The organism is Methylococcus capsulatus str. Texas = ATCC 19069, assembly GCF_000424685.1.
In the GTDB taxonomy this organism is placed as follows: Bacteria; Pseudomonadota; Gammaproteobacteria; order Methylococcales; family Methylococcaceae; genus Methylococcus; species Methylococcus capsulatus.
In genome coordinates this window covers 108,992-135,975 of sequence record NZ_KE384224.1, presented here as the reverse complement: position 1 = coordinate 135,975, position 26,984 = coordinate 108,992, and the positions used below count along the sequence as shown (strand labels likewise).

Genomic DNA, 26,984 nt, shown 5'->3' with positions numbered 1-26,984 from the left:
TCAGGTCCGGTACTCGGCGTTGATACGGACGTAATCGAGAGACAAATCGCAGGTCATTACGCGTGCGGACGCCTGCCCTCTGCCCAGGGAGACACGCACGGTAATCTCCGGCCGCCGCATCACCGTGATACCCCGCGCCTCGGTATACTCGCGGTCGCGCGCGCCCGCGGCGACGATCCGGACCTCGTCCAGCCAAATCGCCACCCGCGAGATGTCCAGGTCCTTGCATCCCGCCCGTCCGACCGCCGCCAGGATACGACCCCAGTTGGGATCGCTGGCGAAGAACGCGGTCTTTACCAGAGGCGAATGCGCGATGGTCTTGCCGACCAGTCTGGCCTCGTCTTCCGAAGCCGCTTCTTCGACCAGGATGCGGATGAACTTGGTGGCTCCCTCCCCGTCGCGGACGATCGCTTCGGCCAGTTCCGCGAGCACCGCGTCCACGGCTGACTGGAATGCCTCGACATGTGCACTGCCCGGTTCGATCAGCGGAGCTTCCGAGCGCTGGCTCGCCATCAGCACGCAGGCGTCATTGGTCGAGGTGTCACCATCGACGGTAATGCAATTGAAGGAGCGGTTCACCGCCCGCTCGAGAACGCTCTGCAACAGCCCGACCCCGATCCGCGCGTCAGTGGCGACGAAGGCCAACATGGTCGCCATGTTCGGATGGATCATGCCGGCGCCCTTGGCAATACCGGACACCACTACGGGACGCCCTGCGATCTCGATTCGGCGGACCGCCTTCTTCGGTCGGGTATCGGTGGTCATGATGGCGCGGGCGGCCGCCTCCCAGCCATCTTCCGACAATGCCTCGAAGGCTTTCGGCAAGGCGGCCCGGATCTTGTCGAGCGGCAGATACTCGCCGATCACGCCGGTGGAAAAAGGCATGACCCGGTCGGCCCGGCCGCCGACCAGCGCGGCGACCGCCTCGCAGCTCGCGCGGGCATCCGCCAGACCTCGCGTCCCGGTGCCTGCATTGGCGTTGCCCGAATTGACCAGCAGCCAGCGCGGTGCCTGCCGTAAATGCTCGCGCGCCACGGTGACCGGCGCTGCACAAAAGGCATTCTGGGTGAATACGGCCGCACAGGCCGAACCTTCCGCCATTTCGATGAGCAGCACGTCGTCGCGGCCGACGTGCTTGATGGCCGCCGCCGCCGTACCCAAACGAATCCCGGCTACCGGACAGAGGCGGATGTCTGACAGATTTCTGTCCTCAGGCGAGGCGGCCATGGCACTGCTTGTATTTTTTCCCGGAACCGCATGGGCAAGGATCGTTGCGGCCGATCTTTTCGCCGGAACGCACGAAAGGCCGCGGACCTTCGGGAATCGCATAGCCTTCGGATTCTTCCGGCGGTGCGGCGGCAGGTTCCTCGAGGGTCAGCGCGCTGACCTCGGCATGCTGGAACTGCATTTCCTGGGGCTGACGGCCCTGCTCCTCCATCTCCTGGACTTCTTCCTCGGAATGGACCTGAACGCGGGAGACGATGCCGACCACTTCCTGCTTGATGCCGTCGAGCATGCCGGTGAACATCTCGAAGGCTTCCCGCTTGTATTCCTGCTTGGGATCCTTCTGGGCGTAGCCGCGCAGGTGGATTCCCTGGCGCAGATGGTCCATCGAGGCCAGATGTTCCTTCCAGGCATTGTCGAGCACCTGCAGCATCACCGACTTCTCGAAATGGCGCATGACCTGCGTCCCGATCGCCTCGACCTTGGCTGCGTAAGCAGCGTCGGCTTCCTGAATGATACGCTCCAGCAAAGTCTCCTCGTGGAGGTCAGGCTCGTCATCCAGCCAGCGCTGTATGGGCAGACTCAAGCCGATCTCGCGCTCGATCACCTCCTGCAGACCCTGGACATCCCACTGTTCCTCGAGGCTGTGCGGAGGCACGTGCTCGGCGAACATCCGACCGAGCACGTCGTGACGGATATCCTCGATGGTCCTGGAGATATCGTCGGCCCGCATCAGTTCGGTGCGCATGTGGTAGATCACCTTGCGCTGGTCGTTGGCAACGTTGTCGTATTCCAGCAACTGCTTGCGGATGTCAAAATTGCGCGCTTCCACTTTGCGCTGGGCATTCTCGATGGCGCGGGTCACCCACGGATGTTCGATCGACTCCCCTTCCTTCATGCCGAGGCGCTGCATGAGCACCGCCACCCGGTCGGAAGCGAATATGCGCATGAGGGGATCTTCCAGTGAGAGATAGAAGCGGCTGGAACCGGGATCCCCCTGACGTCCGGAACGGCCGCGCAACTGGTTGTCGATGCGACGCGATTCATGGCGCTCGGAGCCGATGACGTGGAGACCGCCGGCAGCAACGGCGGCATCATGGCGCTGCTGCCACTCGGCCTTAACCTGTTCGGCCATGGCGGGGTCGGCATGCGCCAGATCCTCTTCCAGACTACCGCCCAGCACGATGTCCGTACCACGACCGGCCATGTTGGTGGCGATGGTGACCGCTCCCGGCCGACCGGCCTGGGCGATGATGTGGGCTTCCTGCTCATGATGCTTGGCATTGAGCACCTGATGCGGCACACCGGCCTGGCGCAGGATGCCGGACAGCAGTTCCGAGTTCTCGATCGACGTGGTGCCGACCAGCACCGGCTTGCCATGTTCGACGCAATACTTGATGTCCTCGACGATCGCGGCGAATTTCTCCCGGGCGGTCAGATAGACCAGATCCCCCATGTCGTTCCGGATCATCGGCCGGTTCGGCGGAATCATGACCACTTCGAGGCCATAGATCTGGTGGAACTCGGCCGCCTCGGTATCCGCCGTACCGGTCATGCCTGCCAGCTTTTCGTACAGGCGGAAGTAATTCTGGAAGGTGATCGAGGCCAGCGTCTGGTTCTCGTTGTGCACCGGAACGTTTTCCTTCGCCTCCACCGCCTGGTGCAGCCCCTCCGACCAGCGCCGGCCGGGCATGGCGCGGCCCGTGAATTCGTCGACGATGACGACCTGTCCGTCACGCACGATGTAGTCCACGTCGCGCTGGAACAGCGCGTGCGCTTTCAAAGCGGCATTGATGTAGTGCATGAGGCGGATGTTGACGGCGTCGTAGAGGCTTTCATCGCTGCCGATCAACCCCTGTTCAACCATCAGCCGCTCGATGGTCTCGTGGCCGCTCTCCGTCAGATAGACCTGGCGCGCTTTCTCGTCCACCCAATAGTCGCCGGGCCCGCCCTCCTTTTCCTGGCGGGTCAGATGAGGAATCAGGGCATTGACTTTGTGATAGAGGTCGCTGCGATCCTCGGTCGGACCCGAGATGATCAGAGGGGTTCGCGCCTCGTCGATGAGGATGGAGTCCACTTCGTCCACGATCGCGAAAAACGGATCGCGCTGCACCCGCTGATCCAGGGTGAACGCCATGTTGTCACGCAGGTAGTCGAAGCCGAATTCGTTGTTGGTACCGTAGGTAATATCGCAAGCATAGGCCCGCCGGCGTTGCTCCTGGTCCAGATTGCTGACGATGACGCCGGTGCTCAACCCCAGAAAACCGTAAAGTTTGCCCATCCACTCGGCGTCGCGCCGCGCCAGATAATCGTTCACCGTCACCACGTGACAGCCCTTGCCTGGCAGCGCGTTGAGATAGGCGGCGAGAGTCGCGACCAAGGTCTTGCCTTCGCCGGTTTTCATCTCGGCGATCTTGCCGTCGTTCAGCACCATGGCACCGATCAGCTGGACGTCGAAATGGCGCATGTTCAGCACCCGCCGCGATGCCTCCCGCACCACCGCGAATGCCTCCACCAGCAGATCGTCGATCGTCTCACCGTTGCTCAGCCGCTCCCGGAACTCCAGGGTCTTCCGTCCGAGCGCCTCGTCGCTCAGCGCCGCAATCGTGGGTTCGAGCTGGTTGATCTTCTTGACCAGACGCCTCTTGCGTTTGATGATGCGGTCGTTGCGGCTGCCGACGACTTTTTTGACAAGCTTGCCAAGCATGATTCGGTGGATTCCGGACGAAAACGTAATCCGCGCATGATACCGCAAAACCCGACCCCTGGAGAAATGCGGGGAGCGGCCCGGTGGGCGGATGGAGAGGTATAATGGATGTCGGCATTCTCCCAGGCTTACCCCCACCATGAGCACCGCGCCGGCGGCTTTCGACATCAAGACTTTCCTCGCGACCCTCACCGGCGCGCCCGGCGTCTACAAAATGTTGGACCGGAACGGCGAGGTGATCTACGTCGGGAAGGCCAAGAACCTGAAGAAGCGCGTGGCCAGCCACTTCGCCCAGCGGGGCGGCTCGCCCAAGCAGAATGCGATGGTAGCCCGGGTGCAGGCGATCGAAGTCACCGTGACCCGCACCGAGGGCGAGGCACTGCTGCTGGAAAACCAGCTCATCAAACGCCACAAGCCGCGCTACAACATCAACCTGCGGGATGACAAGAGCTATCCCTACATCTACGTCTCCACCCATCAGGAATTTCCACGGCTGGCCTTCCATCGGGGCAGCCGGGCACGGCCGGGGCGCTTCTTCGGACCGTTCCCGAGTGCTGCCGCAGTACGCGACAGCCTGAAAACCCTGCAGAAAATATTTCCGGTCCGGCAGTGCGAGGACTCGTACTTCGTCAACCGTACCCGCCCCTGCCTGCAGTATCAGATCGAACGCTGCACCGGCCCCTGCGTGGGACTGGTCGGAGCGGAGACCTACGGCGAGGACGTTACCAACACCCTGCTGTTCCTCGAAGGCCGGGGCGAAGCATTGATCGACCGGCTCGCCCAGCGTATGGAACAAGCCGCCCAGCGCCTCGAGTTCGAGAAAGCGGCGCGTTACCGTGATCAGATTTCCAACCTCCGCACCGTTCTGGCGAAGCAGCTCGTCGCCGGGGAACAGGGCGATCTCGACATGATCGCCTGCGCCATCAAGGGCAATATCGCCTGCGTCCACGTCGTATTCGTCCGCAACGGACAGCAGATCGGCGACCGCAGCTTTTTCCCCAGAATGCAGGACGAACACGACGCTGCCGCGGTGCTCGGAGCCTTCATCCCTCAGTTCTACCTGGACAAGGAGATCCCGCGCGAACTGCTGCTGAGCCACGAGATCCGCGAACTTGAGCTGTTCGAGTCCGTACTCGGCCAACAGGCCGGGCGCGCCGTCAAGATTTCCTGGCGGCTGCGCGGCGAGCGCGCCAAGCGTCTGGAACTGGCTCGTGCCAACGCCGAATGCGCGCTGACGACCCGCCTGGCCAGCCAGCAGACCATCGCCGATCGCCTGCGTCACCTGACCGAAATGCTGGGGCTCGCCGAGCCGCCCAAACGCATGGAATGCTTCGACATCAGCCATACGCAGGGAGACCAGACCGTCGCGTCCTGTGTCGTGTTCGATCGCACCGGCCCGCTGAAGTCGGCTTACCGCCGTTTCAACATCGAAGGCATCACCGGCGGTGATGACTATGCGGCCATGGCTCAGGCGCTGTCGCGCCGCTATCAGCGGATCCGTGCCGGTGAAGTCGAGGCGCCAGACATCCTGTTCATCGACGGCGGCAAGGGCCAGATCCACGCAGCGGCCCGGACGCTCGCGGAACTAGGCGTGGAAAATATCCGTATAATCGGCATCGCCAAAGGGCCCGACAGAAAGCCCGGCATGGAGACCCTGTTCCAAACGGGATGCAGCGATCCCATCGTGGTCAAACCCGACAACCCCGGCTCCCTGCTCATCCAGCACATTCGCGACGAGGCGCACCGGTTCGCCATCACCGGGCACCGGCAGCGGCGGGCAAAGACCGCGACCCGGTCCCCGCTGCAGGCCATCGCGGGATTGGGCCCCAAACGGCGCCAGCGGTTGCTGCGGCAGTTCGGCGGCTTACGGCAGATCAGTCGCGCCGACGTGGAAGCCTTGAGCAGCGTCGAGGGAATCAACCGGCAGCTGGCTCAGCGGATTTACGACCTGTTTCACGATCATGGCGCCTGACCCATGCACTTCAACCTGCCCACTTATCTGACGCTGCTGAGGATCGTCCTCATCCCGGTCCTCACGGTGGCGTTCTATCTGCCCTGGAGCGGCGCCCACGTCGTCAGCGGCGTCATTTTCGCAATCGCCGCGATCACCGACTGGCTGGATGGTTACCTCGCGCGGCGAATGGGTCTGGCCACCCGCTTCGGAGCATTCCTCGACCCCGTGGCCGACAAGCTGATGGTCGCGGTCGCGCTGGTCCTCATCGTACAGGCCGAACCCCGGCCGCTGATCGCACTAGCCTCCGCCATCATCATCGGCAGGGAAATCACCATCGCGTCGCTGCGCGAATGGATGGCAGAAATCGGGCAGCGGAAACGGGTCGAGGTATCGGCCCTGGGCAAATGGAAAACCACCTTCCAGATGCTGGCGATCACCCTCCTGCTGCTCGGTCTGGACATACCGCACGGCGGGGTCAAGACGACGGGCGAATTGTTGCTAGTGGTTTCCGCGACCCTCACGCTGTGGTCAATGATCGTGTACCTCCAGGCCGCCATGCCCGTGTTCAAGGCAGGTGCCGAGGCCGAATGAGGCTGCCCCGGCGTCAGCGCACCCGGAGTGCCACCATGCTGACGTCGTCGCGCAGCGGATCGTTCCCGGAGAACGCCCGAAGTTCGCTCAGGAGCCCGGCGACCATCGCTTCCGGCGACAGTGAACGGCGTGCCGAAAACTGGCGGCAAAGCCGGGCGATGCCGAAAAACTCCCCTTCGCCGTTCTGTGCCTCGATCACCCCGTCGGTGTAGAGCAACAGCCAGTCCCCGGCCTTCAAATTCTCGGCCTTTTCCTCGAAGGACACGCCTTTTCTGACGCCCAGGACCAGACCGTCCGCGTCCAGAGGGACGCAGCTGTCCTCCCCGCTTGGGAGGAGCAGCGCGAAGTTGTGCCCCGCGTTGGCATAGCTGAGCCTGCGAGTCCTGCAATCGTAGCGGACATAGAACATCGTAATGAACAGGTCCGCCCCCGACAGATCCTCGTGCAGCGCGTCGTTGATGCCGGCGAGAATCGGAGCGACGCCTTCGCCGCCGGACGGTTCCACCGGTGTCCTGCGCGCCTCCGTCCGCAACGCGCTGCGCACCTCCGCCATGATGAGCGCCGCACCGACGCTGTGGCCGGAAACGTCGGCGATGACCAGATCCACACAGTCGCCGCGATGAAAATAATCGAAATAATCGCCCCCCACGTGGGTCGCGGGCACGCAAAAGCCGGCGATCTCGACCGTCGTCAGATGCAGCGGGGCCTTCGGAAGCAGTGACAGCTGGATCTGCTTGGCGATTTCCAGTTCGTGTCGCTCCTCCTCCGCGCGGCGGAGTTCGGTCACATCCGTCTGGATCCCGATATAGTGGGTGATGACGCCAGCCTCGTCCGTCACCGGGGAAATAAGCAGTTCGTTCCAGAATGGCGTGCCATCTTTGCGGTAGTTTCTGATCGTCAGCCGGCACGGCCGGCCTGCCCGGATCGCCTCGCGGATTTCTTCGACACTCGCCGGATCGGTCCCGGCTCCCTGCAGCATCCGCATGCTGTGATGCAGGAGCTCCTCCTTGGAATAGCCTGTGATGGCGCTGAGTGCCGGATTGATGTAAACGTTCGGCAATCCCTTGGTCTGTGCATCGGCGATGTTGATGCCCACACTCGCCGACTCGATCGCACGGTTGCGCACCCGCAGCTCATCCTCATAGCGTTTGCGGGTGGTGATGTCGTGGTCGACGCCCCGCCATTTGACGAGTTCGCCCCGCTCACCGAAGATCGGCGCTCCGGTGGATTCGGTATAGACCTCGTGGCCGTCTTTGTGGCGATAGCGGTTGATGAGACGGAAGAACGGCTTTTCGCTCGCCTTGGCCGGTGGGAGGGCGCTCATCCAGTGCTGCCTGTCCTCCGGCGTCAACAGGTCGAAGTAATGTTTGCCGCGCACCTCTTCCGGCTCGAAACCGAGGATGGCCCGGACCGCAGCGCTGCTGTAGAGGTAACGTCCTTCGGGGTCCTGCTCCCAGAGCCATTCTCCCGCCATCTCGGCTACCTGCCGGAATCGCTCCTCACTCTCGGCGAGCGCTTCCTTGTCCCGCTTCTGTTCGGTGATGTCCTGCTGGATCAGGAGATAGTGGGTCGCTTCGCCGTGACCATCCAGGATCGGGGTGATGCTTTCGAGCGCCCAGTAAACCTCCCCGTTCCTCCTCCTGTCCTGGACCTCGCCGCGCCAGGCGGCGCCCGACCGAATGACCTCGCGCAGACGTCCCAACCGGTCCGCCCTCCCCGCACCGCTGCAGCGCGTGCCCACGAGTTCCTCGGCTCCGTAGCCGGTGAGCGTCGTGTAACCGCGATTCACATACTGGATGCAGCCCTGAGAATCGGCGATCAATACCCCCGAAGGGCTCTGGTCGACGGCACTGGAGAGCATGAGTAGCCGGTCTTCGGTCTGTTTTCTCACGGTGAGATCGCGGGTGACGCCGACGAACCAGCGGCGTTGGTGCCGGCGAAACTCGCCGACGGACAGATGGAGCGGAAACAGTCGGCCGTCCTTCCGGCGCCCCTGGACCTCGCGGCCGATCCCAATGATCCGGGGCTCACCGGTGCGAAGGTAACGACCGATATAGGCGTCGTGTTCCTCACGGTGGGGCGAGGGCATCAGCAGCGCCACATTGCAGCCGAGAACCTCGTCCGCATGGTAGCCGAACATGCGCTCCGCGGCGGGTGTGAACAACTGGACGACGCCCTGCTCGTCGATGACGATGATGCCGTCGACCAGCGTATCGAGCACGGCCCGCAGGGTCGCTTCGCTGTCCCGGCCGCGGCCACTCTCCAACGCGGGGTCGGACAGACGCACCAGGCTGATCGCACTGCCGGCGCCGGCCAGTGGACGAATTTCGCCTTCGAGTAGCCGGTCTTTCCTGCTCCCCAGGCTGACCCGCATCCGCCGCGCCGATGCCCCGGACACCGGCGCCGGCACGAATTTTTTCCCCACCAGATCCCGGCGGCCGCAGCCCAAGAGGCGTTCCGCCGCAGCGTTCATTTCCACGAGACTGCCGGCGGAATCCACCAGACAGAGCGCCTCGTCGAAGGCGTCCAGCAGGGCCCGCGGGAATTCCTGTCGCGCCAGGGAGGGCTCGTTCATACTCCCGGCGAGTGGCCCAGATCGACCAAGGCATCCAGCTCCGCCCCCAGTGCGGTGAACGGTGTCAGAGAAGGCGAGGCGGCGTCTTCCAGTTCGTCCCGCAACCGCCGGAAACGCATCAGCCGACGCCGAAACCGTTCCCCTGCAAACAGCGCCAGCGGTTCCTCCGTGCCCGCCTGCAAGGCCTGCCTCGTCAGACACGCCGCAGCCCGGCGGAACCGTTCGAGGAGCGCGGCCTGCGCGCGCCGCTCCCAGCGGTCGCGCGGCCGGACACCGCGGAGCAGGCCGAGAATGCGGCGAATCCCCAGATGTCCGGCGATGGCGTCGTCCGCGGCAACCACCCGCTCCAACGGCGCACCGGCCGACCGGGCGAGATGAGCCAGTACCGGAAAGTCCCGCAGTTCTCTCAGCGACGCCCCGGCCCGGGCTTGCTCCTGGTCCAAGCCGAAATTCACCAATTCCGCCAGCCGCCCGTTCCAGGCGGTGTGTTCGGTGTCGCCAAACGATGCCAGTCGGTGGGGCAGATACGCCGCGAGATCGGACCGCCATGCCTGGATTTCGGATTCGGCCGGACGCAATGCCAAACCCTCGCGGACCGCCCATTCACACCAGATCCGCAGAAGATCCTCGAGCTCCAGGAGCAGGTGGTAGGCAGCGGTCACCCCCCTGTTTCCCCGCATCGCCGACACTGCTTCCCGCAACGCTTCGCCACCGACCACGGCGTCGAAGCACAAGTAGGCGCCCGCCAGATCGGCGACGGTCCCCGCCTCGAATTCTTCGGCCAGAACCAGGAGAGACGATCCCGCCCGATCCAAGATGCGGTTGCAGATGACGGTGGCGGTGATTTCACGGGCCAGGGAATGGCCCGGGAGAGCCGCTCCATGACGCCGCCGCAGCTCCGGCGGAAAATAATCTGCCAGGACCGGGCGACACCATTCGGCGTCCAGAAAACCCGGCGCAGTGAGCAGTGCCCGTTTCAGGACCAGCTTGGCGTGGGCGAGCAGGACCGCCAGTTCCGGCCGCACCAGTCCCCGTCCTTCGCGTGCCTGAACCTCTTTCCGGCCCGGGAATGCTTCGTAACCCCGATCCAGGCTGCCCGCGTCTTCGAGCCGCTCGGCGAGTTCCAGGAAGGGTTCCACGTCACGCAGACAACGTTCCCGGTCGAGCGAGATGGCGAGGCTCTGGGAGGCGTTGTCGCGGAGCACCGAATCGCAAACGCTCCCGGTGAGTTCGGCCAACAACCGGTCGCGCGCCTCCCTGTCGCCCAGCGTACCCTGCGCCTGCAGGAGACCCGTCAGGATCTTCAAGTTGACCTCGTGGTCGGACAGATCCACGCCGGCCGAATTGTCCAACGCATCGGTATTGATGCGACCACCGCCCAGCGCGAACTCCACGCGTCCCTGCTGGGTGAAGCCGAGATTGGCCCCTTCGGCCACCACCGCCGCTCGCAGCTGGATGCCGTCCACCCGTACCGCGTCATTGGCCCTGTCGCCGACGTCCTCGTGGCTCTCCGCGCTGCCCTTCACATAGGTACCGATGCCGCCGAGCCAGAGCAGATCGACCGGGGCGGTCAGCAGCAGACGGACGAGCCCTTCGCCGTCCACGGACCGGTGGCGTACGCCGAGCCAGGCCCGGACCGGCGGGGCGAGGGGAATGTCCTTCGCGTCGCGCCGGAACACGCCGCCACCGGCCGAGATCGCCCGGTGGTCGTAATCTGCCCAACTGGACCCCGGCAGATCGTACAAGCGCCGCCGCTCCCGGTACGACACCTCCGGATCCGGGTCCGGGTCCAGAAAGATGTGCTGGCCGCTGAAAGCCGCCAGCAACCGGATGTTCTGCGAATACAGCATGCCGTTGCCGAAGACGTCGCCGTCCATGCTGCCGACGCCGACCACCGTGAAGGGCTCTTTCTCGATGTCCCGGCCCAACTCCACGAAATGCCGCTTCACGCATTCCCATACACCACGCGCCGTGATGCCGAGACGCTTGTGGTCGTAACCCTGTGAACCGCCGGCGGCGAAGGCGTCCCCCAGCCAGAAGCCGTATTCCTGCGCGATGACGTTGGCCGTGTCGGAAAGGCGCGCGGTACCCTTGTCCGCCGCGACCACCAGATACGGGTCGGGGTCGTCATAGGCGATGACGAAGGGCGGACGCATGACGCCAGTGGCCGTGACGTTGTCGGTCAAATCCAGCATGCCGCGGATGAGCGTGGCGTAGGCTCCCGTGGCGAGACGTCGACACTCCCCGGGATCGCGGCAGGGCGACTTGAGGACGAAGCCGCCCTTGGCGCCCTGCGGCACGATCAGGGCATTCTTGATCATCTGGGTCTGCATCAGGTCCAGTATCTCGACCCGGAAGTCGTCCGGCCGGTCCGACCACCGGATGCCGCCCCGAGCCACGCGCGCCCCGCGCAAGTGTATGCCCTCCATCGCTGCCGAGTGAACGTAGATTTCGAACAGCGGTTTCGGAGCGGGCATGTCGATGACACCCAGGCTGCTGATTTTGAAAGCGACGAAGAAATCGGGGTCGGCGCGGCGCCGGTAGAAATTCGTGCGTACGGTAGCGTCGATCAGGTTGAACAAATCCCGTAGGATGTGGTCTTCGCCGCTATCCGCCACAGCGGTCAGTACCGCGACGAAATCCTGCCGCAGCGCCGACTGCGCCTCCTCGTCCGCTCGCGCATCCGGGTGGAACCGGGCTTCGAAATATCGGTAAAGAAGACGGGTGGCCTCGGGATTGTTGAACAGCGCCCGGAAAAAACGCGAACGCCCGAACCGGCCGCCGAGTTGGCGCCGGTAGTCGTGATAGGCCCTGAAGACCTCGATTTCCTTCCAGGAAAGCCCCGTGGCGAGGATCAAGGCGTTCAGCACGTCATTCTCCACCCGGCCTGCCGTCACGGCGGCCAGGGCATCCAGCAACGGTTTGCGTAGAGACATGAGATCACCGCCCGGCGCTTCGCCAGCAGCCACCGCGAAACTGCGGACCGAGCAGCGCAGCCCCCGGAACTCCAGCCTGAACCGGATCTGGTCGACGATGCGCAGTCCCAGATTCTGCAGCAGCGGCATGATCCGGTCGAGGTCATCCTCCACCAGGCTGTAGATCCGAAGACGGCAGTAAGCATCGCCGAACTGCGGCGAAGGCCGCCACAGATCGGCGACACAGGACTTCGTCCGGGCCGCTTTTTCGAGCAGGAGCGCATCCCGCACCGCCGCCTTCGGCGAAACCTGCGAGCGGTACTCGTGCGGAAAAATCTCGGCCATGGGCAGCGGTTCCGCGGCGATTCGCCGGCGCCGGCAAAATCGCATCAGTATGGCGGCATAGGTGATTTCCCAGTTTCCGCCGGCAGCCGCCCCCTTACCATCCATACCGGCGCCTCCCCTGCCCTAGGCCAGCTTTTTGCGCATTTCCAGGACATTGCCGTTTTCGGTACGACGGTAGGTCACCGTGTCCATCAGCGCCCGGATGAAAAAAATGCCACGGCCGTGTTCGCCCGGCGCATCGAAATCTGGCATCGGAACGGACTCCAGATCGAAGCCCTGCCCCTGATCGTAGACGCGGATGCACAGTTCCTCGTCCTCGATGTGGATCCATACCCGGACCGTCTTTCCCGTTTCGCCCGGCGTGGCATGTTCGATGGCGTTGACCATGGCCTCGGTCAACACCAGATTCATGTGATAGCCCAGAGTATCGCGGTCGCCGCGGTAATCCACCAATTCCCTGGCGATCTGCTCCGCGATGTTCCCGATCAGCCCGAGGTAGCGGGTCTGGTTGGGGACCACGATGTCGACATTGACATCGGTTTCGCCTGGCATGACACCTCCCGGCTACTCGCCGCGCAATGCTTCCTCGACGGTGGAATAAATCTCGAACACCCGGTGCAAGCGGGTCAGCTCGAACATGGCATGCACCCGCGGCTGGAGACCCGCCAGCATGAAGGCGCCGGAGCGCAGAGCGGCATTCTTCTGGCCGGACAACAGGGCACCCAGCCCCGAACTGTCGATGAAGCTCACCGGGCTCAGATCGACGATCAGATGGCGTCCGCCGCCTTCCAGCAACCTGAGCATGAAGTCCTTGAGTTCGCCGGAATTGTGGGCATCCAGGCGCGGTTCGCCCAGCCTCAGGACGGTCTTGCCGTCCACGGTTTCGGTCGTGAGATTCATGACTCCGGACTCCCCGTCCTGCCAAAGACTTCGTCCCATTGACGTGGGCTTACTCATACACCGGCGGCGGCAGGCAGACAAGTACCGGCTCACCGGCCCTGGTTCCACCAGCGCCGGACGATCGCCCCTATGTCGAGGTCTGCGGTGTCGGCGTTCCAGGCCTTGTGGAAATCCACGTCGTTGCTGTTGGGCGGGGGATCCGGTCTGAATATCTGACAGCGTACCGGCAGGGGTGTCGCCTCGCCCAGAATCAGGGCCTCGCCCCGGCCCAGCGCGGTGAGGACGTCCACCAAATCGGCTTCGCCTTCGGGCACCAGTTTGCGGACGTAGGCCTGGTCGTCCGGGTTGCTGATCCTGAGGCAGATGTAGGAGCCGCACTGCGAAAGCACCGTTTCGGAAAGTTCGTGTGGGCGCTGGCTGACCACGGCGAGCCCGACGCCGTATTTACGGCCCTCCTTGGCGATGCGCTCCATCGACTTCCGCGTACCTTCGTACTGGGTGGCGCGTTCGCGAGGGATGTAGGTATGCGCCTCTTCGCAGACCAGCAGAATGGGGAATTCACGCCGGTCGAGGTTCCAGTAGTTGAACTCGAAAGCCAGCCGGCCGATCTGGGCGGAGACGGTCGGGCGCACGTCGAACGGCACCGGACTCAAGTCGATCACGCTGATCTGGCAGCGCGGCTCGCCCAAGCCGACAAAATCCCGCAACAGATCCGGCAGGCTCTCCGACCGGGTGCGGCGGGCCGGATTGAGCAGAAAGTCGTAGCGCACGTCGTGTAGCCGGCTGCCGAGCTTGAGCAGGAAATCGTCGAACTGCCCAAACAACGGGCCCTTGGTCTTGCCGAAATCGGTCCGGTGTTCGTTGGCTTCCTTGAAACGCTCGTACACCTCCTGCAGCGAGAAATACACCGGCGCATCGATCGACACCCCTTCCAGACCCAATTCACGGGCGCTCCGCCGCTTGAGTTCGAACACCGTTTCGCGGAGGAACGCCGTCTGGATCGACGCTGCCGGATCGTCGCGCTCGATCAGGAGGTCCACCAGCTCGGCGAAGCTCATCAGCCAGTAGGGAATTTCCAGCTCGCGGGCGTCCATCGCCCGGGTGGCCATGGGCGGAAACGCGCTGTGGAGCACGCCATCGGCGCCGCGCCAACAGTATTCGCCGTGCAGGTCCAGCAGGATGATATGCGCCCTGGGAGCGGAGGCGAGCATGCGCTGGAGCAGGCTGGCCACGGTCCAGGACTTGCCTGCGCCGGATTGGCCGAGGATGGCGAAATGACGGCTGCACAAAGCGGAGGGATCGAGATAGACGCCGGTCGCGGGATGATTCGGCAGATAGCCCGGATTGAACCGTAGGTTGCGGGTGCGGGCGAACACGGCGTTGATCTCTTGAGGAGACGCGGCGTGGACCTCGGCGCCTGGCACCGGATAGCGCCGCACGCCGCGGCTGAATGCGCCCTTGTCGTTGAATTCGCCCAAAGGTACCAACTGCATCGCGCTGCCGGCGGCCGATCCGGCTGCCCCGCCGGAGACCTCCCGAACCAGGGCGAGGATACGGAACGTGCCATTCCGGATCGACACATAGGTCCCCACCTGACCGGGATGCTGGACTTCGTCCCCCAACGATACCTCGTTTCGGAAACCCTCCTCGTACGACAACAGGCGGGCCGCGAAGCGTCCGGCCCGAACCTCGGTAATGCGACCGATCAGTGAATCATCGGAGGCATCCATGGCGACCCGGCTCCGTGGGTGCAACGAGCCCTCAATCTTCATCGTCCCCCCAAGGTCGGGGACGCACCGTCTCGGGCAGCTTCGGCTTTCGCGCCGTGCGCAACAAGAGCAATGCGTTGCCGACGATGGCCAGGAAAGCAATAATGGAGAAGATCAAGAACGATCCCATGACATTCCTCTTTCGCCCACAGATTCGATCGATGACCGGCCGCCAAGGTTCCCATTCTGCCCGGACGAGGACGACATGAACACATCGGTCTGGCGCATCGGACAGACATTGAACTCGGTGCAGAGCACCTTCGTGGGGCTCCTGCGTATCTGGTCCATTCCGCTGGTACTGCTGCTCAGCCTCGCTTCCGGCTATACGACATATTATGGCCTGTCCTACTTCATCACGGACTGGATCGCGCTGATCATCACCGTCGCGGTGCAGTCGGTCATCGTGATCTGCTCCCTGGAACTGGCGGGCTGCCACTGGCGCGCCAATCGGGTGCGCTTCCTCACCGTCGGCGTGACGCTGGCGGTCGCCCTGCTGGTCTCGGTGTCGTTCTCCTATTTCAAGTTCTACGAACTTTCGCAGCAGGACAATACCTTGCTGGCCCGCTACCGTGCGCTGGATCAGAACCTGAACGACTATCTGGACCGAGTCAACAAACTGAAAAGCGCGCTGATGGCGCACCAGCAGAAACGGGCCGAAGCGGCGGCCAAGGAGGCCACTCAGGCCTATCTCGGCACCTTGCAGGGCATACGCGATGAAAGCCGGAAACGGGTGGGCAAGGGACCGATGTGGAGCCACTACAACGAACTCCAGCGCGCCGAGGAAAACCGGCTGCGCCAGATGGAGACGAGCTTCGGCGAGCTCGACCAGCGCATCACGGCCGCACGGGACACGATGCAGAAATTTTCTTCCGATCTCAAGAATCCGGCGCTTTACGCCGAACTCATGGAACAAGTACGGCAGGTCCAGTCGAAGGCGGACAATCTCGCATCGGTCCACGGCGCCACTCCGGTTCTCGCCCCCCCCTGGGGCAGCCATGCCGAATTCGTCCGGGGCATCACCCCCTCCTTCGCCATGTGGGAAGACCTTTCCCTGTTCGCGCTCGCCTGCGCCGCCATGGTGGATTTCTTCACACTCGTGCTGTCCTACCGGCTGGAATTCAGTGCGCCCGGCCCGTTGACCGAGGAGGAGAAAGTGCTGGCCTTCCATGGACTGCGCGAGTTCTCGCAGTTCGCCATCAACGACAACGACGAGCTGGAATTCGTCTTCGAGAAATCCGAGCTCGAGCGGGCGAAACGCTATCCCGACTGGAACCGCATGTTCGCCGTCGCCTTTCTGCTCAACCGCGGGTTCCTGAGAAAGGTGAGTGAGCGCAGCGTGGAATTCGCACCCAACCTCTACCCCATCGTGGCCGAATGTATGAGAAAGGAGCTGCCGCAGGCTGGCTCGGCTTTCCACGATGGCAACGTACGGCAGTTCGTCGAGAGAAAGGCCCATGAGCGGAGAGTCTGACGCCGAGCGCTGGGACCCCGGCTTCGTCGGCGACCATTACCTCGTCACCGCCCGGCTCGGCCCGTTCCGCAAGCTGTTCCTCAAGCCGCGGGAGTTCACTCCGCGCTTCTATCACCGCCTCACCGAACTGACCATCGAGGACTGGAGCCTCCCGGTACCGGACCTGAGGCTGGGTGAGGCGGTGCGCATCAGTGTCGACCTTTCGGTCAGATTCCAGCCGACCCTGGACTATGCCCGCAGCCATCCCGACAGCCTGGACCAGCTTTCCCACACCATCAAACTGCATCACCAGCGGGTCCTGCTCGACATGGTCCTGGAAGAGCTGCGGGTGCTGGAAGACCCATTCTGGCTGGGGGAGGGATATGCCGGGATCGAACGGCGCGTCGAAACCCTGATCAACGAGACACTGGCGGGGCAGGGCATACGCTGCCGGACCCGCTGCGTCCTTTCCCCGGAATTCCAGGCTCTGGATGAAGCCGAACTCGAAAATCTGCCGCCGTGGTCGCCGTATCGACCGTTGTATCAGGCCTTGCTGCAGCGCCAGCACCACATCGCCGCCGAAGCAGAACGGCGGCGGCTGGAGCTGGAAGCCGAGGAAGAGGCGGTCCGGATGGAGCGCGAACGTGCCAGACTGCTGCTGGAACAGCGGGAAACCGAGCTGCGGAAGGCGAAGTATGCCCTCGAAGCCGAGCGTCTGAAGGCCGAACTCGCCGCGGAGGAGACGCTGCAGGCGGAACGGCGGGCCGCAGAGGCACGTCAGAAGGAAGAACAGGTACGCCACGAGCAAAGACTGCGGGAAATGGAAATCGAAGCAGAATTGCAGTCCAAGGCCCGGCGGGCCGAAGCCATGGAAGACGCCGACGCCCGCCTGCGCCGGGAAATCGAGCTGCTCGCCCTGGAGCGCCAGCGCCTGCTGCTGGAGGAAGAAGTCAGGGACATCAAGCTCGCCAAGGCCAAAGGCTGGATCATCAACGCATCGCGCCGGTTCCAGCTCGGTCAAGACGCCGAATTCGACGATCCGGAACCGCCCGGTCTTCCCCCCGAACTGCCGGAAACGTGAAACACCGATGCCATCGAACCGCCTGGCCCTGTTCGTCGTACTGTCCGCCTTCGTCAGCCATGCCGCAGCGAGCCGCGACTGGGGAGACGTCTCCTCCCCCACCGCAGCGACACCCGAAGCCATCGGCGAAACGGGGGCGGGATGCCTGGCCGGCGGCGTCCGCCTCCCCCCCGAAGGTGAGGGCTACAAGGTCATGCACCTCGAACGCAACCGCAACTACGGCCATCCGGACCTGATCCGCAGCATCATCGACCTGGGACACGCGACCGCGCAAGGGCATTGGGGCGAACTCCATGTCGGCGATTTGTCCCAGCCCCGGGGCGGACCGATGCGGTTCGGCCACCGCAGCCACCAGACCGGCATCGACGCAGATGTCTGGTTCGCGCTCGACCCGAATCTGATCCGCAACGCCGACGGCCTACGCAGCAACATTCCCGCGCCGTCGTTGCTGACTCCGGACCAGACCCGGCTCAACCACATGCTGTGGGACATCCGCCATGCCCGGGTACTGGAAACCGCCGCCCGCGACCCGCACGTCGACCGGATCTTCGTCAACGCCCACATCAAACAGGAACTCTGCCGCTCGGTACGGGGAGACCGCTCCTGGCTGCGGAAAATCCGTCCCTGGCACCGCCACGACGACCACTTCCACATGCGTCTCGCCTGTCCCGCCGACAGTCCCGACTGTGTACCGCAAAAACCGCTCGAACCCGGCGACGGCTGTGACGCTTCGTTGGACTGGTGGCTGTCCCTCCCGCCCCTCCGGCCACTGCCCGACAACCATCACGGGCCGGCCCCCTCGCCCGCCCTGCCCCGCGTCTGCAGGGCGGTATTGAATGGCCGGTGATATCTCAAGGTTTGACCGATTCGACCCGGTTGTGCCGAGGTTTCCCACGACCAGGCCGCAGGCAGACGCCAGACAACCGCACTTGCGCCCACCGCGATGATCGTTCTTTCGACGACACATCGTCGTGACAGACAGTCCGATGCCCGAAGATCGTGCGATCTTAAAGGCGGTCCGTCGTGATCACGGCCACACCCCCAGACGCTATAGCCGTGCCCTCACCTCCTTCGCCGCTCTCTCACTCAATCCGGGGGTTCCGGTTTCCAGCCAGGTCGCCTCGGTCTCCTTCCTCAGCCAGGTGCACTGCCGCTTGGCGAACTGGCGGGTGGCGATGATGGCGCGCTCCACGAAAGTATCGAAGCCGTAGTCGCCCTGGAGATAGCCCCAGGCCTGGCGGTAACCCACGGCACGGATGGAGGGCAGGGTTTCGTTCAGGTCGCCGCGCCGATAGAGGGCCTCGACTTCTTCCAGAAAACCCTCCTCCAACATCCGCCTGAACCGCTCGGCGATACGCTCCGCCAGCACGGCCCGGCTCGCAGGCGCCAGTACGATGCGCAAGGGCCGGAACGGCAGCTCGGGGGACCGGCTGCCTTCGCACAAATCGGACAGCGTCCGACCGGTGAGGTAGAACACTTCCAGGGCGCGTTGCAGGCGCTGGGGATCGTTGGGATGGATGCGGGCGGCGGCGGGCGGGTCGATCCGGGCCAGTTCCGCATGGAGCGCGTGCCAGCCGTCGCGTGCCGCCCGCGTCTCGATCTCCCGACGGAGATCCGGATCGGCCGAAGGCAGCTCCGCCAGGCCCCGCAATAGGGCGTTGAAGTACAACATCGTGCCCCCCGCCAGTACCGGCAGACGGCCGCGGGCGGTGATGTCGGCAATCAGGGCCAAGGCCTCATCGCGGAATCGGCCGGTCGAGAAGACCTCGCTCGGGTCGAGAACATCGATCAGGTGGTGCGGCACAGCCGCGCGCTCGGTGGGAGTGGGCTTGGCAGTGCCGATGTCCATGCCCCGGTAGACCAAGGAGGAATCGACGCTGACGATCTCACCATCGAGGGCATTGGCGAGCTCGATCGCCAGCTGCGATTTGCCCGAGGCGGTGGGCCCCATCAGCACCACGACCGGCGGCAATTCGGCTGCGGTCATCGGCCACGCAGGAACAGACGGTCCAGCGCCTGAGTGTCGAGCTGCACCCAGGTCGGCCGGCCGTGGTTGCACTGACCGGCACGTTCGGTGGCCTCCATCTCGCGCAGCAGCGCATTCATCTCCGGCACGGTGAGCTTGCGGCCGGCCCGTACCGAGCCGTGGCAAGCCATGGATGCAAGGACGGTGTTCAAGGTTTCCTGCAAACGCCCGGAAGACCCGTGTTCGCGCAGATCGGCCAGCGTATCCCGCACCAGGCGTTCGACATCGCTCCCCTCCAACAAAGCCGGCACCGAACGGACCAGCACGCTGCCCTCGCCGGTGCGCCGCAGCTCTATCCCCAGCCGCGCCAGATGCTCGCCGTACTCTTCGGCCAGATCGGCGTCGGCGCGGCTCAGCCTGATCCTCACCGGCAGCAGCAGGGGCTGGCTGGCGATCCCTCCGGCCTGGTATTGCCGTTTCATGCGCTCGTAGGTGATCCGCTCGTGAGCGGCATGGCCATCGACGAGGATCAGCCCCTGCGCGTTCTCAGCCAGGATGTATACTCCCTTGAGGTGGGCCAAGGCATAACCCAGCGGCGGGATCTCCTGCTCCGCCCGGGTCTCCGTCGGATTCGGCAGGGAAGCCGGATACAGCCTGCGCAGATCACCGAGGGTCTCGCTGTCGCCGCTGGACAGGTACGGCCGCTGCGGTGTCTCCGCCACGCGGAACAGAGGCTGCTGGCTCTGCTGCGGTTGTTCCGCAAGCGGGGCAGGGTTTTCCGTGGCGGGCGCAGCGACCACGCTTGCCGTCCGCCCCGGCCGATGGCCGGCGATGGCGCGGTGGAGAGCGCTGAACAGGAAATCGTGCACCATCCGTCCTTCGCGGAAACGCACTTCCAGTTTGGCCGGATGGGCGTTGACGTCGACCAGGGCCGGATCGATCTCGAGGTACAACACATATACCGGCTGGCGCTGATGATACAGCACGTCCTGGTAGGCTTGACGGATGGCATGACCGACCAGTTTGTCGCGGATCGGCCGGTGGTTGACGTAGAAGAACTGCAAATCGGCCTGGCTGCGCGAGAAAGTCGGCAATCCCACCCAGCCGTGCAGGCGCAGACCGGATGCCTCGAACTCCACCCGCAGCGCCTGTTCCAGGAAGTCCGGCCCGCACAGCGCGCCGATCCGCTCGGGCCGGCCGCCTTCCTCAGCGTCCGGCTGCAGCCGGAGCACTTCGCGCTGGTTGTGCCGGAGCCTGAAGCCGACGTCGAACCGTGCCAGAGCCATGCGCTGTACCAGAGTCTGGATATGGCCGAACTCGGTTTTTTCCGCCCGCAGGAACTTGCGGCGGGCGGGCGTGTTGTAGAACAGATCCCGCACCTCGACCGTCGTGCCCTGAGCGTGCTGGGCAGGCTGGATATCGAAGTCGCTTTCACTGCCGTCCGCGCTCACCTGCCAGCCGCATGGGACATCTGCGGTGCGGGAGGTCAGCGTCAGCCGGGCCACGGCGCTGATGCTGGGCAAGGCCTCGCCGCGAAAACCCATGCTCGCCACCCGCTCCAGGTCTTCGAGCGAGGCGATCTTGCTGGTGGCGTGGCGCGACAGGGCCAGCCCCAGGTCTTCACGGTCGATGCCGCAACCATCATCGCGTATCCGGATCAGCCGGACTCCTCCCTGCTCGACGTCCACTTCGACGTGGCGGGCGCCGGCGTCGAAAGCATTCTCGACCAGCTCTTTCACCACGGAAGCCGGTCGCTCGATGACCTCGCCGGCGGCGATCTGGTTGATCAGCTGGGGAGGAAGTCGGCGGATGCGCATGCGGAGCGGGGCGGAGAGAAGTTCGACGCCGCTCATCCGGCGAGTCTTCTCCGTACGCCTGCGAACACGGGATGGGGGCGCACTTCCTCTATCATCGCGGCCGGCGGCCGACCCGCTGCGGAGAAATCATTTCCCGGGTGAGTACACGACTCTGGCCTTGACACCGGGATCAGCCGAGACCCGCATTCTGCCCCGTTTGTCCCAGATGAGCTGGTACCGATCGAAGCTGGACAGCCAGTAATTCCACACCGGGGCGTCCAGCGAAGGGGTTTCGCTGGTGGGAGGATAACCAACCGCCAGAATGACCTGTTCCTTGGTCATGCCCTCCGACACCTTGCCTGCCCGGATCGCCTCCCGCACCTCGGGCGGAAACGCGGCGAGGGGGATCTTCGGATCCTTCGTCACGACGATTTTCTCGATCCACTGTTGCAGCGTTTCCTCCTTGCGGCCGTAGTCATGGCCAAGCCGCATCTTGCGGCCGCCTACCTCCGCATAGGCGCGGTCGCCGCTGTATCCGTACACCTTGACCGGCGTTCCGGCGGCGATGAACGGGTTTTCGCCGTAGTTGCCGTCACTGATCCAGTCGTCCTCGAAATGCAGCTTGCAACAGGTGTAGCCCGTCCTCAGCGCCGGAGCGTTGGAATCGTAGTGGGGCGCACATGCGATCAACCCTCCCATGGCCAGACATGAAAGCGCGAACCGGCAAGCCGCCGTTGAATGCCTGACAGGCATATTCATTCACGAGCCCTCAAATGTGATGCCGGGGAAACACGAATACTCATCCCAGGCTGTCGAGAAACTTCTCGGCATCGAGCGCGGCCATGCAGCCCGAACCCGCGGAAGTGATCGCCTGGCGGTAAATCGAGTCGGACACGTCACCGGCCGCGAACACGCCTTCCACGGTGGTCGCCGTGGCGCCTCCCTCACTGCCGCCCTTGACCACGATGTAGCCGTTGCGCATTCCCAATTGCCCCGCGAAGATCTCCGTATTCGGACTGTGACCGATCGCGATGAACACCCCCTCCAGGGCGATGTCCTTGCTCGTGCCGTCCCGCACGTTCCTGATACGAATGCCGGTGACGCCCATGTCATCGCCCAGGACTTCTTCGAGCACGCTGTTCCATTCGATGCTGACGTTGCCGTTCGCCGCCCGCTCCAGCAGCTTGTCCGACAATATCTTCTCGGAGCGGAACTTGTCGCGGCGGTGGACCACGGTGACCTTCGCCGCGATGTTGGACAGATACAGCGCCTCCTCCACCGCCGTGTTGCCGCCGCCGATCACGGCCACGTGCTTGCCCTTGTAAAAGAATCCGTCACAGGTGGCACAGGCGGACACGCCCCGGCCCTTGTAGGCTTCTTCCGAAGGCAGCCCCAGGTAGCGGGCGGATGCGCCGGTGGCGATGATCAGCGCATCACAGGTATAGACCCCGGCATCGCCGGTCAGGGTGAAGGGGCGCCCGGAAAGGTCGGCCGTGTGGATATGGTCGAAGACAATCTCGGTGTCGAAGCGCTCGGCATGACGCCGCATCCGCTCCATCAGGTCCGGTCCCATCACGCCGTCGGCATCGCCCGGCCAATTGTCCACCTCGGTCGTGGTAGTGAGCTGCCCACCCATCTGGATGCCGGTCACCAGTACCGGCCTGAGGTTGGCGCGCGCGGCATAGACCGCCGCAGTATAGCCGGCTGGACCCGATCCCAGGATCAGTACTCTGGAATGCTTCGGTTCGCTCATGAAATCCTCTTATCCTGCTATGAAAATGAGGGCATTATACGGCGCGACCGCGCGCGATTTCTAACCGGCCACACACGGGAACGCCGGCGCCACGAACGGTGCGCCTTGCGAATCGGCGCGCACATTTGGAACAATAGCGGATTTTCATATTTGATTGATTTGGTGAGCCTTTTGGCGAGAGCGGACAAAACAATGAAGCCGGTGGACGATCTGCGCTCTTCGCTGGTGCGGACATTGAGAGAGGGAGCGTTTCTGGCCTATCTGGCGCTCGCCTCGTTCTTCCTCATCGCATTGGTGACGTTCGATCTGGAGGATGCCGGCTGGACCCATATCGGCAGCCGCCGGCCGGTGTCCAACGGCGCCGGAGCGGTGGGGGCCTGGCTGTCGGATTTCTCGTTTTCCCTGTTCGGGATCGTTGCCTTTCTGCTGCCACTGCTCCTGGCCGGTTATGGGTACCGAATCTACCGCGGCCGCGGCGCGTACTACCGGTTCTCCCTGCTCGACTCCAGCCTGCGCTGGCTCGGCCTGGGCGCCGCCATCGCTGCCGGTTCCGGCATCGTCGATCTTCAGCTGCTGCGGGTGCCGCTGCCTTTGCCGGAAACCACCGGAGGCATCGTCGGGCGGGAACTCGCGGATCTCATGACCGGATCGTTCGGCATCAAAGGTGCTTCGGTCTTGCTCGGCGGCATCTTCCTGGCCGGAGTGTCCCTGGCCACCGGTCTGTCTTGGCTGAAGCTGGTGGATGCCATCGGTCGGGCGGTATTGCTGCTGGTCCGGCGGCTCACGACCGTTCCCGTCAGGGGCGGAGAGCAGCCCGCGGTGACGCCCGGACCGGCGCTGGCGACGCCCGCTCCAGTGAAATCACGCGCGGCCCCGTCTCGGCCGGCCAAACCACAGGAGCAGCCGGCGGCACCGCCCCCTCCCGGCGAATCGGCCGGACAGCCTGCGCAGCGCGCTCCGGTCATCCCTTTCCTGCAACCCAGGAAGCCGGCGGTCCGCAAGCCGGCTGGCGGAGCCCTGCCCTCGCTGGCCCTGCTCAATGACACCTCGGCCAAGGTGCATGCCTATTCTCCGTCGGTGCTGGAGCAGATGTCGGAACTGGTGGAAACGATCCTGGCGGATTTCGGTGTGGACGTGGAAGTCGTCTCGGTCCATCCCGGCCCCGTGATCACCCGTTTCGAGCTGCAGCCAGCGGCCGGCGTCAAGGTCAGCCGGATCAGCGGCCTGGCGAAAGACCTGGCGCGGGCTCTGTCGGTCACCAGCGTGCGGGTGGTCGAAGTCATTCCGGGCAAGTCGGTAGTGGGATTGGAAATCCCCAACCGGGAGCGCGAGATCGTGCTGCTGCACTCGGTCCTGGCGTCCGAGGCCTACCAGCAGGCCCACTCCCCTCTCACCCTGGTGCTGGGCAAGGACATCAGCGGCCAGCCAGTGGTGGCCAACCTGGCCAAGATGCCGCATCTCCTGGTCGCCGGCACCACCGGATCGGGCAAATCGGTCGCCATCAACGTGATGATTCTGAGCCTCTTGTACAAGGCCGGGCCTGCTGACGTCCGGCTGATCATGATCGACCCCAAGATGCTGGAACTTTCAGTTTACGAAGGCATCCCCCATCTGCTGACGCCGGTGGTCACCGACATGAAGGAGGCCGCCAATGCGTTGCGCTGGTGCGTCGCCGAGATGGAACGCCGCTACAAGTTGATGTCGCTGGTTGGTGTGCGCAACCTCGAGGGCTTCAACCAGCGGGTTCGTGAAGCCGCCGAAGCCGGCAACCCCTTGCGTGATCCGTTGTGGAACCCGAACCTGGCCCTGGGCGACGAGGAGCCGCCGCTGCTCGAACCCCTGCCCTGCATCGTCATCGTCATCGACGAACTGGCCGACATGATGATGATCGTAGGCAAGAAGGTGGAGGAGCTGATCGCCCGGCTGGCGCAGAAGGCGCGTGCCGCGGGGCTGCATCTGATCCTGGCCACCCAGCGGCCCTCGGTGGATGTGATCACCGGCCTCATCAAGGCCAACATTCCGACACGCATCGCGTTCCAGGTCTCCTCCCGGATCGACTCGCGCACCATCATCGACCAGGGCGGCGCCGAAACGCTGCTCGGCAACGGCGACATGCTCTACCTGCCTCCCGGCACCGGCTTCCCCCAGCGCGCCCACGGCGCTTTCGTGTCCGACCACGACGTCCACAAGGTGGTGGAGTTCCTCAAGAGCACCGGCGAGCCGGATTACATCGAGGACATCACGCGGTTCAGCGAAGACTCCGCAGACGGATCAGGATTCCGCGGGGGGCACGGTGAAGGCGGAGGAAGCGATGAAAGCGACGCCCTTTACGACGAAGCGGTAAGGTTCGTGACGGAAAGCCGCAAGGCTTCCATATCCTCCGTGCAGCGCCGCTTCAAGGTGGGCTACAACCGTGCCGCGCGGATGATCGAGGACATGGAACGTGCCGGCGTGGTCACGCCGGCCGATACCAACGGCAGCCGCCAGGTATTGGCTCCGCCACCACCACCGGTCTGAAGGAATCCGCCCTTCCTCAGACAGACCCGCTCCTTCCGACGCCATCCCGTGCCTGCCCTGGCGGCAACGCCGGCCCGGTGTTGCCGTAGCGCTTGGCAGCCTGATTGCAGAAGGCGGCCACCAGCGACTCCATCACCTCCCTGAAAATCCCGCCCAGAGCCATCTGCAGGAGGGGATTCGCGAATTCGAAGTCCACCCGGAACGAAACGTCGCAGCCGCCGTGAGGATTGGCGTCGAAACGCCAGTTCCCGCGCAGATACTTGAACGGCCCGTCCACCAGCTTCATATGGATATGCCGGCCCGGCTCCATGGTATTGGCCGTGGTGAAATTCAGCCTCACGGCACCCTTGGCCAGGGTGATGGTCGCCTTGATATGGCGATCCGCCGCGGACAGCACTCTGACATCGCGGCAGAGCGGCAGATATTTCGGATAGTCGGCCACGTCGTTGACGAGCTCGTACATCTGGTCCTGCGTATAATTCACGCAGACGCTGGTCGATATTGTCGGCATCATTTCCCTCGAAAATTCGACGGTCGCCCGGCCTCCTTCGTCTGGAGACGCGGCGCACACCGGAACTCGAGATGATAAAGCAGTTCACCGCCTGGATCGAAGCCGAACCTCGCTCAAAATCGACCGGATGAAGCGGATGCTCGTCGATCTCACGAACCTCGGCCTTTCAGCCTCCGGAACACGCCGGGCTCATAGGGGTCGACCGGCGGAAATCCGAGGAAGCCCCGATCGACTCGGAGCTTCCCTGCAGCGTTGCGAGCCGGCGCAACCCGGTGTCATCAGGCGCCGACGAGGGCCGGCCTGACGATCTCCAGCCATTCGTCGAGGCGTTCGTCCGTCATTTCGCTCTGGTTTTCGTGGTCGATCACCAGGCCGACGAACTTGCCGTCCACCACCGCCTTGGACTTTTCGAACTCATAGGTGTCCGTAGGCCATGCGCCGACCACCCGCGCCCCGCACTCGACCACCTGATCGTAGATTTCGCGCAGGGCGTCGACGAATTCATGGCCATACCCCTGCTGATCGCCCAGACCGAACAGCGCCACGGTTTTCCCCGACATGTCCTTGCCCTTGAACTTCGGCAGGAACTCGAGCCAGCTCTCCTCCGAAGCACCGGAATCCAGGCCCGGCAGTTCCCCATCCCCCAGGGTCGGTGTACCCAGAATCAGTGCATCGTATTTGAGCACATCGTCGATGTCGGCCTTTTTGACGTCGACCGGAGCATCCGCGTCCTCACCCAGTTTCTTGGCAAGCTGCTTGGCGACGCGGCGGGTATTGCCGGTATCGGAGCCGAAAAAGATCCCTATCTTCCCCATGACTGTTTCCTCTATAACATATTGTTCAACAAGGATAATGTTGCGCCCGAACCGACCTTGGCCCGATTGGCCGCAGCCGGCAAAGTTCCGCATCCGGGCGGTTCTTGAACCAGGA

Annotated in this window: 20 protein-coding genes; 6 read left to right on the top strand and 14 right to left on the bottom strand. The window is 64.0% G+C overall.

Features of this window, described 5'->3' with window-relative positions; genetic code table 11:
• The gene (gene argJ / locus H156_RS0112055) at positions 1-1,227 is read right to left on the bottom strand and encodes a bifunctional glutamate N-acetyltransferase/amino-acid acetyltransferase ArgJ (RefSeq protein WP_017365163.1); all 1,227 of its coding nucleotides are present in this window, start codon (positions 1,225-1,227) and stop codon (positions 1-3) included.
• Positions 1,211-3,931 carry a preprotein translocase subunit SecA gene (gene secA, locus H156_RS0112050; protein WP_017365164.1) on the bottom strand — a complete coding sequence of 907 codons (2,721 nt, stop codon included), beginning with the start codon at positions 3,929-3,931 and terminating at the stop codon, positions 1,211-1,213. Before secA ends, argJ begins: the two co-directional genes overlap by 17 nt.
• A gap of 91 nt (positions 3,932-4,022) precedes the next feature.
• Between secA and uvrC the strand changes: the two genes are divergently transcribed.
• Positions 4,023-5,903 (top strand): excinuclease ABC subunit UvrC, encoded by a 1,881-nt coding sequence (gene uvrC, locus H156_RS0112045; protein ID WP_017365165.1) that lies wholly within the window; start codon positions 4,023-4,025, stop codon positions 5,901-5,903.
• Positions 5,904-5,906: 3 nt separating this feature from the next.
• The gene (pgsA, locus tag H156_RS0112040; protein WP_010960940.1) at positions 5,907-6,476 is read left to right on the top strand and encodes a CDP-diacylglycerol--glycerol-3-phosphate 3-phosphatidyltransferase; all 570 of its coding nucleotides are present in this window, start codon (positions 5,907-5,909) and stop codon (positions 6,474-6,476) included.
• 13 nt (positions 6,477-6,489) lie between these two features.
• Here the strand turns inward: pgsA and H156_RS0112035 are convergent, their stop codons facing one another.
• From H156_RS0112035 to H156_RS17550, 6 genes are all read right to left on the bottom strand, one after another.
• Entirely contained in the window at positions 6,490-9,051 is a 2,562-nt protein-coding gene (locus H156_RS0112035; protein ID WP_017365166.1) for a PAS domain S-box protein, read from the bottom strand.
• Positions 9,048-12,416: an NAD-glutamate dehydrogenase domain-containing protein gene (locus H156_RS0112030; protein WP_017365167.1), complete on the bottom strand. Its 3,369-nt coding sequence runs from the start codon at positions 12,414-12,416 to the stop codon at positions 9,048-9,050. Before H156_RS0112030 ends, H156_RS0112035 begins: the two co-directional genes overlap by 4 nt.
• Positions 12,417-12,434: 18 nt before the next feature.
• Positions 12,435-12,863 carry an ATP-binding protein gene (locus H156_RS0112025; RefSeq protein WP_010960943.1) on the bottom strand — a complete coding sequence of 143 codons (429 nt, stop codon included), beginning with the start codon at positions 12,861-12,863 and terminating at the stop codon, positions 12,435-12,437.
• A gap of 12 nt (positions 12,864-12,875) precedes the next feature.
• On the bottom strand, positions 12,876-13,211 hold the full coding sequence (locus tag H156_RS0112020; protein WP_017365168.1) for an STAS domain-containing protein: 336 nt from the start codon (positions 13,209-13,211) through the stop codon (positions 12,876-12,878).
• 89 nt (positions 13,212-13,300) lie between these two features.
• Entirely contained in the window at positions 13,301-14,941 is a 1,641-nt protein-coding gene (locus H156_RS0112015) for an ATP-binding protein (protein WP_017365169.1), read from the bottom strand.
• 31 nt (positions 14,942-14,972) lie between these two features.
• Positions 14,973-15,110: a hypothetical protein gene (locus tag H156_RS17550; protein WP_017365170.1), complete on the bottom strand. Its 138-nt coding sequence runs from the start codon at positions 15,108-15,110 to the stop codon at positions 14,973-14,975.
• Positions 15,111-15,185: 75 nt separating this feature from the next.
• Here H156_RS17550 and H156_RS0112010 point away from each other — a divergent pair, with 75 nt between their 5' ends.
• From H156_RS0112010 to mepA, 3 genes are read left to right on the top strand one after another with little or no spacing between them, the layout of a single operon-like run.
• Positions 15,186-16,451, top strand: coding sequence for a hypothetical protein (locus H156_RS0112010; protein WP_017365171.1), 1,266 nt, complete (start codon positions 15,186-15,188; stop codon positions 16,449-16,451).
• Positions 16,435-17,511 (top strand): hypothetical protein, encoded by a 1,077-nt coding sequence (locus H156_RS0112005; RefSeq protein WP_026045922.1) that lies wholly within the window; start codon positions 16,435-16,437, stop codon positions 17,509-17,511. The genes H156_RS0112010 and H156_RS0112005 overlap by 17 nt, the downstream gene beginning before the upstream one ends.
• A gap of 7 nt (positions 17,512-17,518) precedes the next feature.
• A complete protein-coding gene (gene mepA / locus H156_RS0112000) occupies positions 17,519-18,358 on the top strand; it encodes a penicillin-insensitive murein endopeptidase (RefSeq protein ID WP_017365172.1) in 840 nt (279 codons plus the stop codon).
• A gap of 201 nt (positions 18,359-18,559) precedes the next feature.
• On the opposite strand, the gene miaA is transcribed toward mepA, so the two are convergent.
• The 4 genes from miaA to trxB form a co-directional block, all read right to left on the bottom strand.
• Positions 18,560-19,498 (bottom strand): tRNA (adenosine(37)-N6)-dimethylallyltransferase MiaA, encoded by a 939-nt coding sequence (gene miaA, locus H156_RS0111995; RefSeq protein ID WP_017365173.1) that lies wholly within the window; start codon positions 19,496-19,498, stop codon positions 18,560-18,562.
• Positions 19,495-21,330, bottom strand: coding sequence for a DNA mismatch repair endonuclease MutL (gene mutL, locus H156_RS0111990; protein WP_017365174.1), 1,836 nt, complete (start codon positions 21,328-21,330; stop codon positions 19,495-19,497). The genes miaA and mutL overlap by 4 nt, the downstream gene beginning before the upstream one ends.
• A gap of 90 nt (positions 21,331-21,420) precedes the next feature.
• On the bottom strand, positions 21,421-22,032 hold the full coding sequence (locus H156_RS0111985; protein ID WP_238536846.1) for an outer membrane protein assembly factor BamE: 612 nt from the start codon (positions 22,030-22,032) through the stop codon (positions 21,421-21,423).
• A 40-nt stretch (positions 22,033-22,072) separates the two neighbouring features.
• Positions 22,073-23,026, bottom strand: a complete 954-nt coding sequence (gene trxB / locus H156_RS0111980) for a thioredoxin-disulfide reductase (RefSeq protein WP_017365176.1) — start codon at positions 23,024-23,026, stop codon at positions 22,073-22,075.
• Here trxB and H156_RS0111975 point away from each other — a divergent pair.
• Complete coding sequence (locus tag H156_RS0111975) at positions 23,009-25,543, top strand: DNA translocase FtsK (RefSeq protein WP_017365177.1); 2,535 nt, start codon at positions 23,009-23,011, stop codon at positions 25,541-25,543. The two genes, trxB and H156_RS0111975, sit on opposite strands and share 18 nt — an antisense overlap.
• Positions 25,544-25,559: 16 nt before the next feature.
• Here H156_RS0111975 and H156_RS16135 read toward each other — a convergent pair whose 3' ends face one another.
• Both H156_RS16135 and H156_RS0111965 read right to left on the bottom strand, forming a co-directional pair.
• Entirely contained in the window at positions 25,560-26,054 is a 495-nt protein-coding gene (locus tag H156_RS16135; RefSeq protein WP_036246600.1) for a type II toxin-antitoxin system RatA family toxin, read from the bottom strand.
• A 278-nt stretch (positions 26,055-26,332) separates the two neighbouring features.
• Positions 26,333-26,869, bottom strand: coding sequence for a flavodoxin (locus H156_RS0111965; RefSeq protein WP_010960955.1), 537 nt, complete (start codon positions 26,867-26,869; stop codon positions 26,333-26,335).
• Positions 26,870-26,984: the final 115 nt, after the last annotated feature.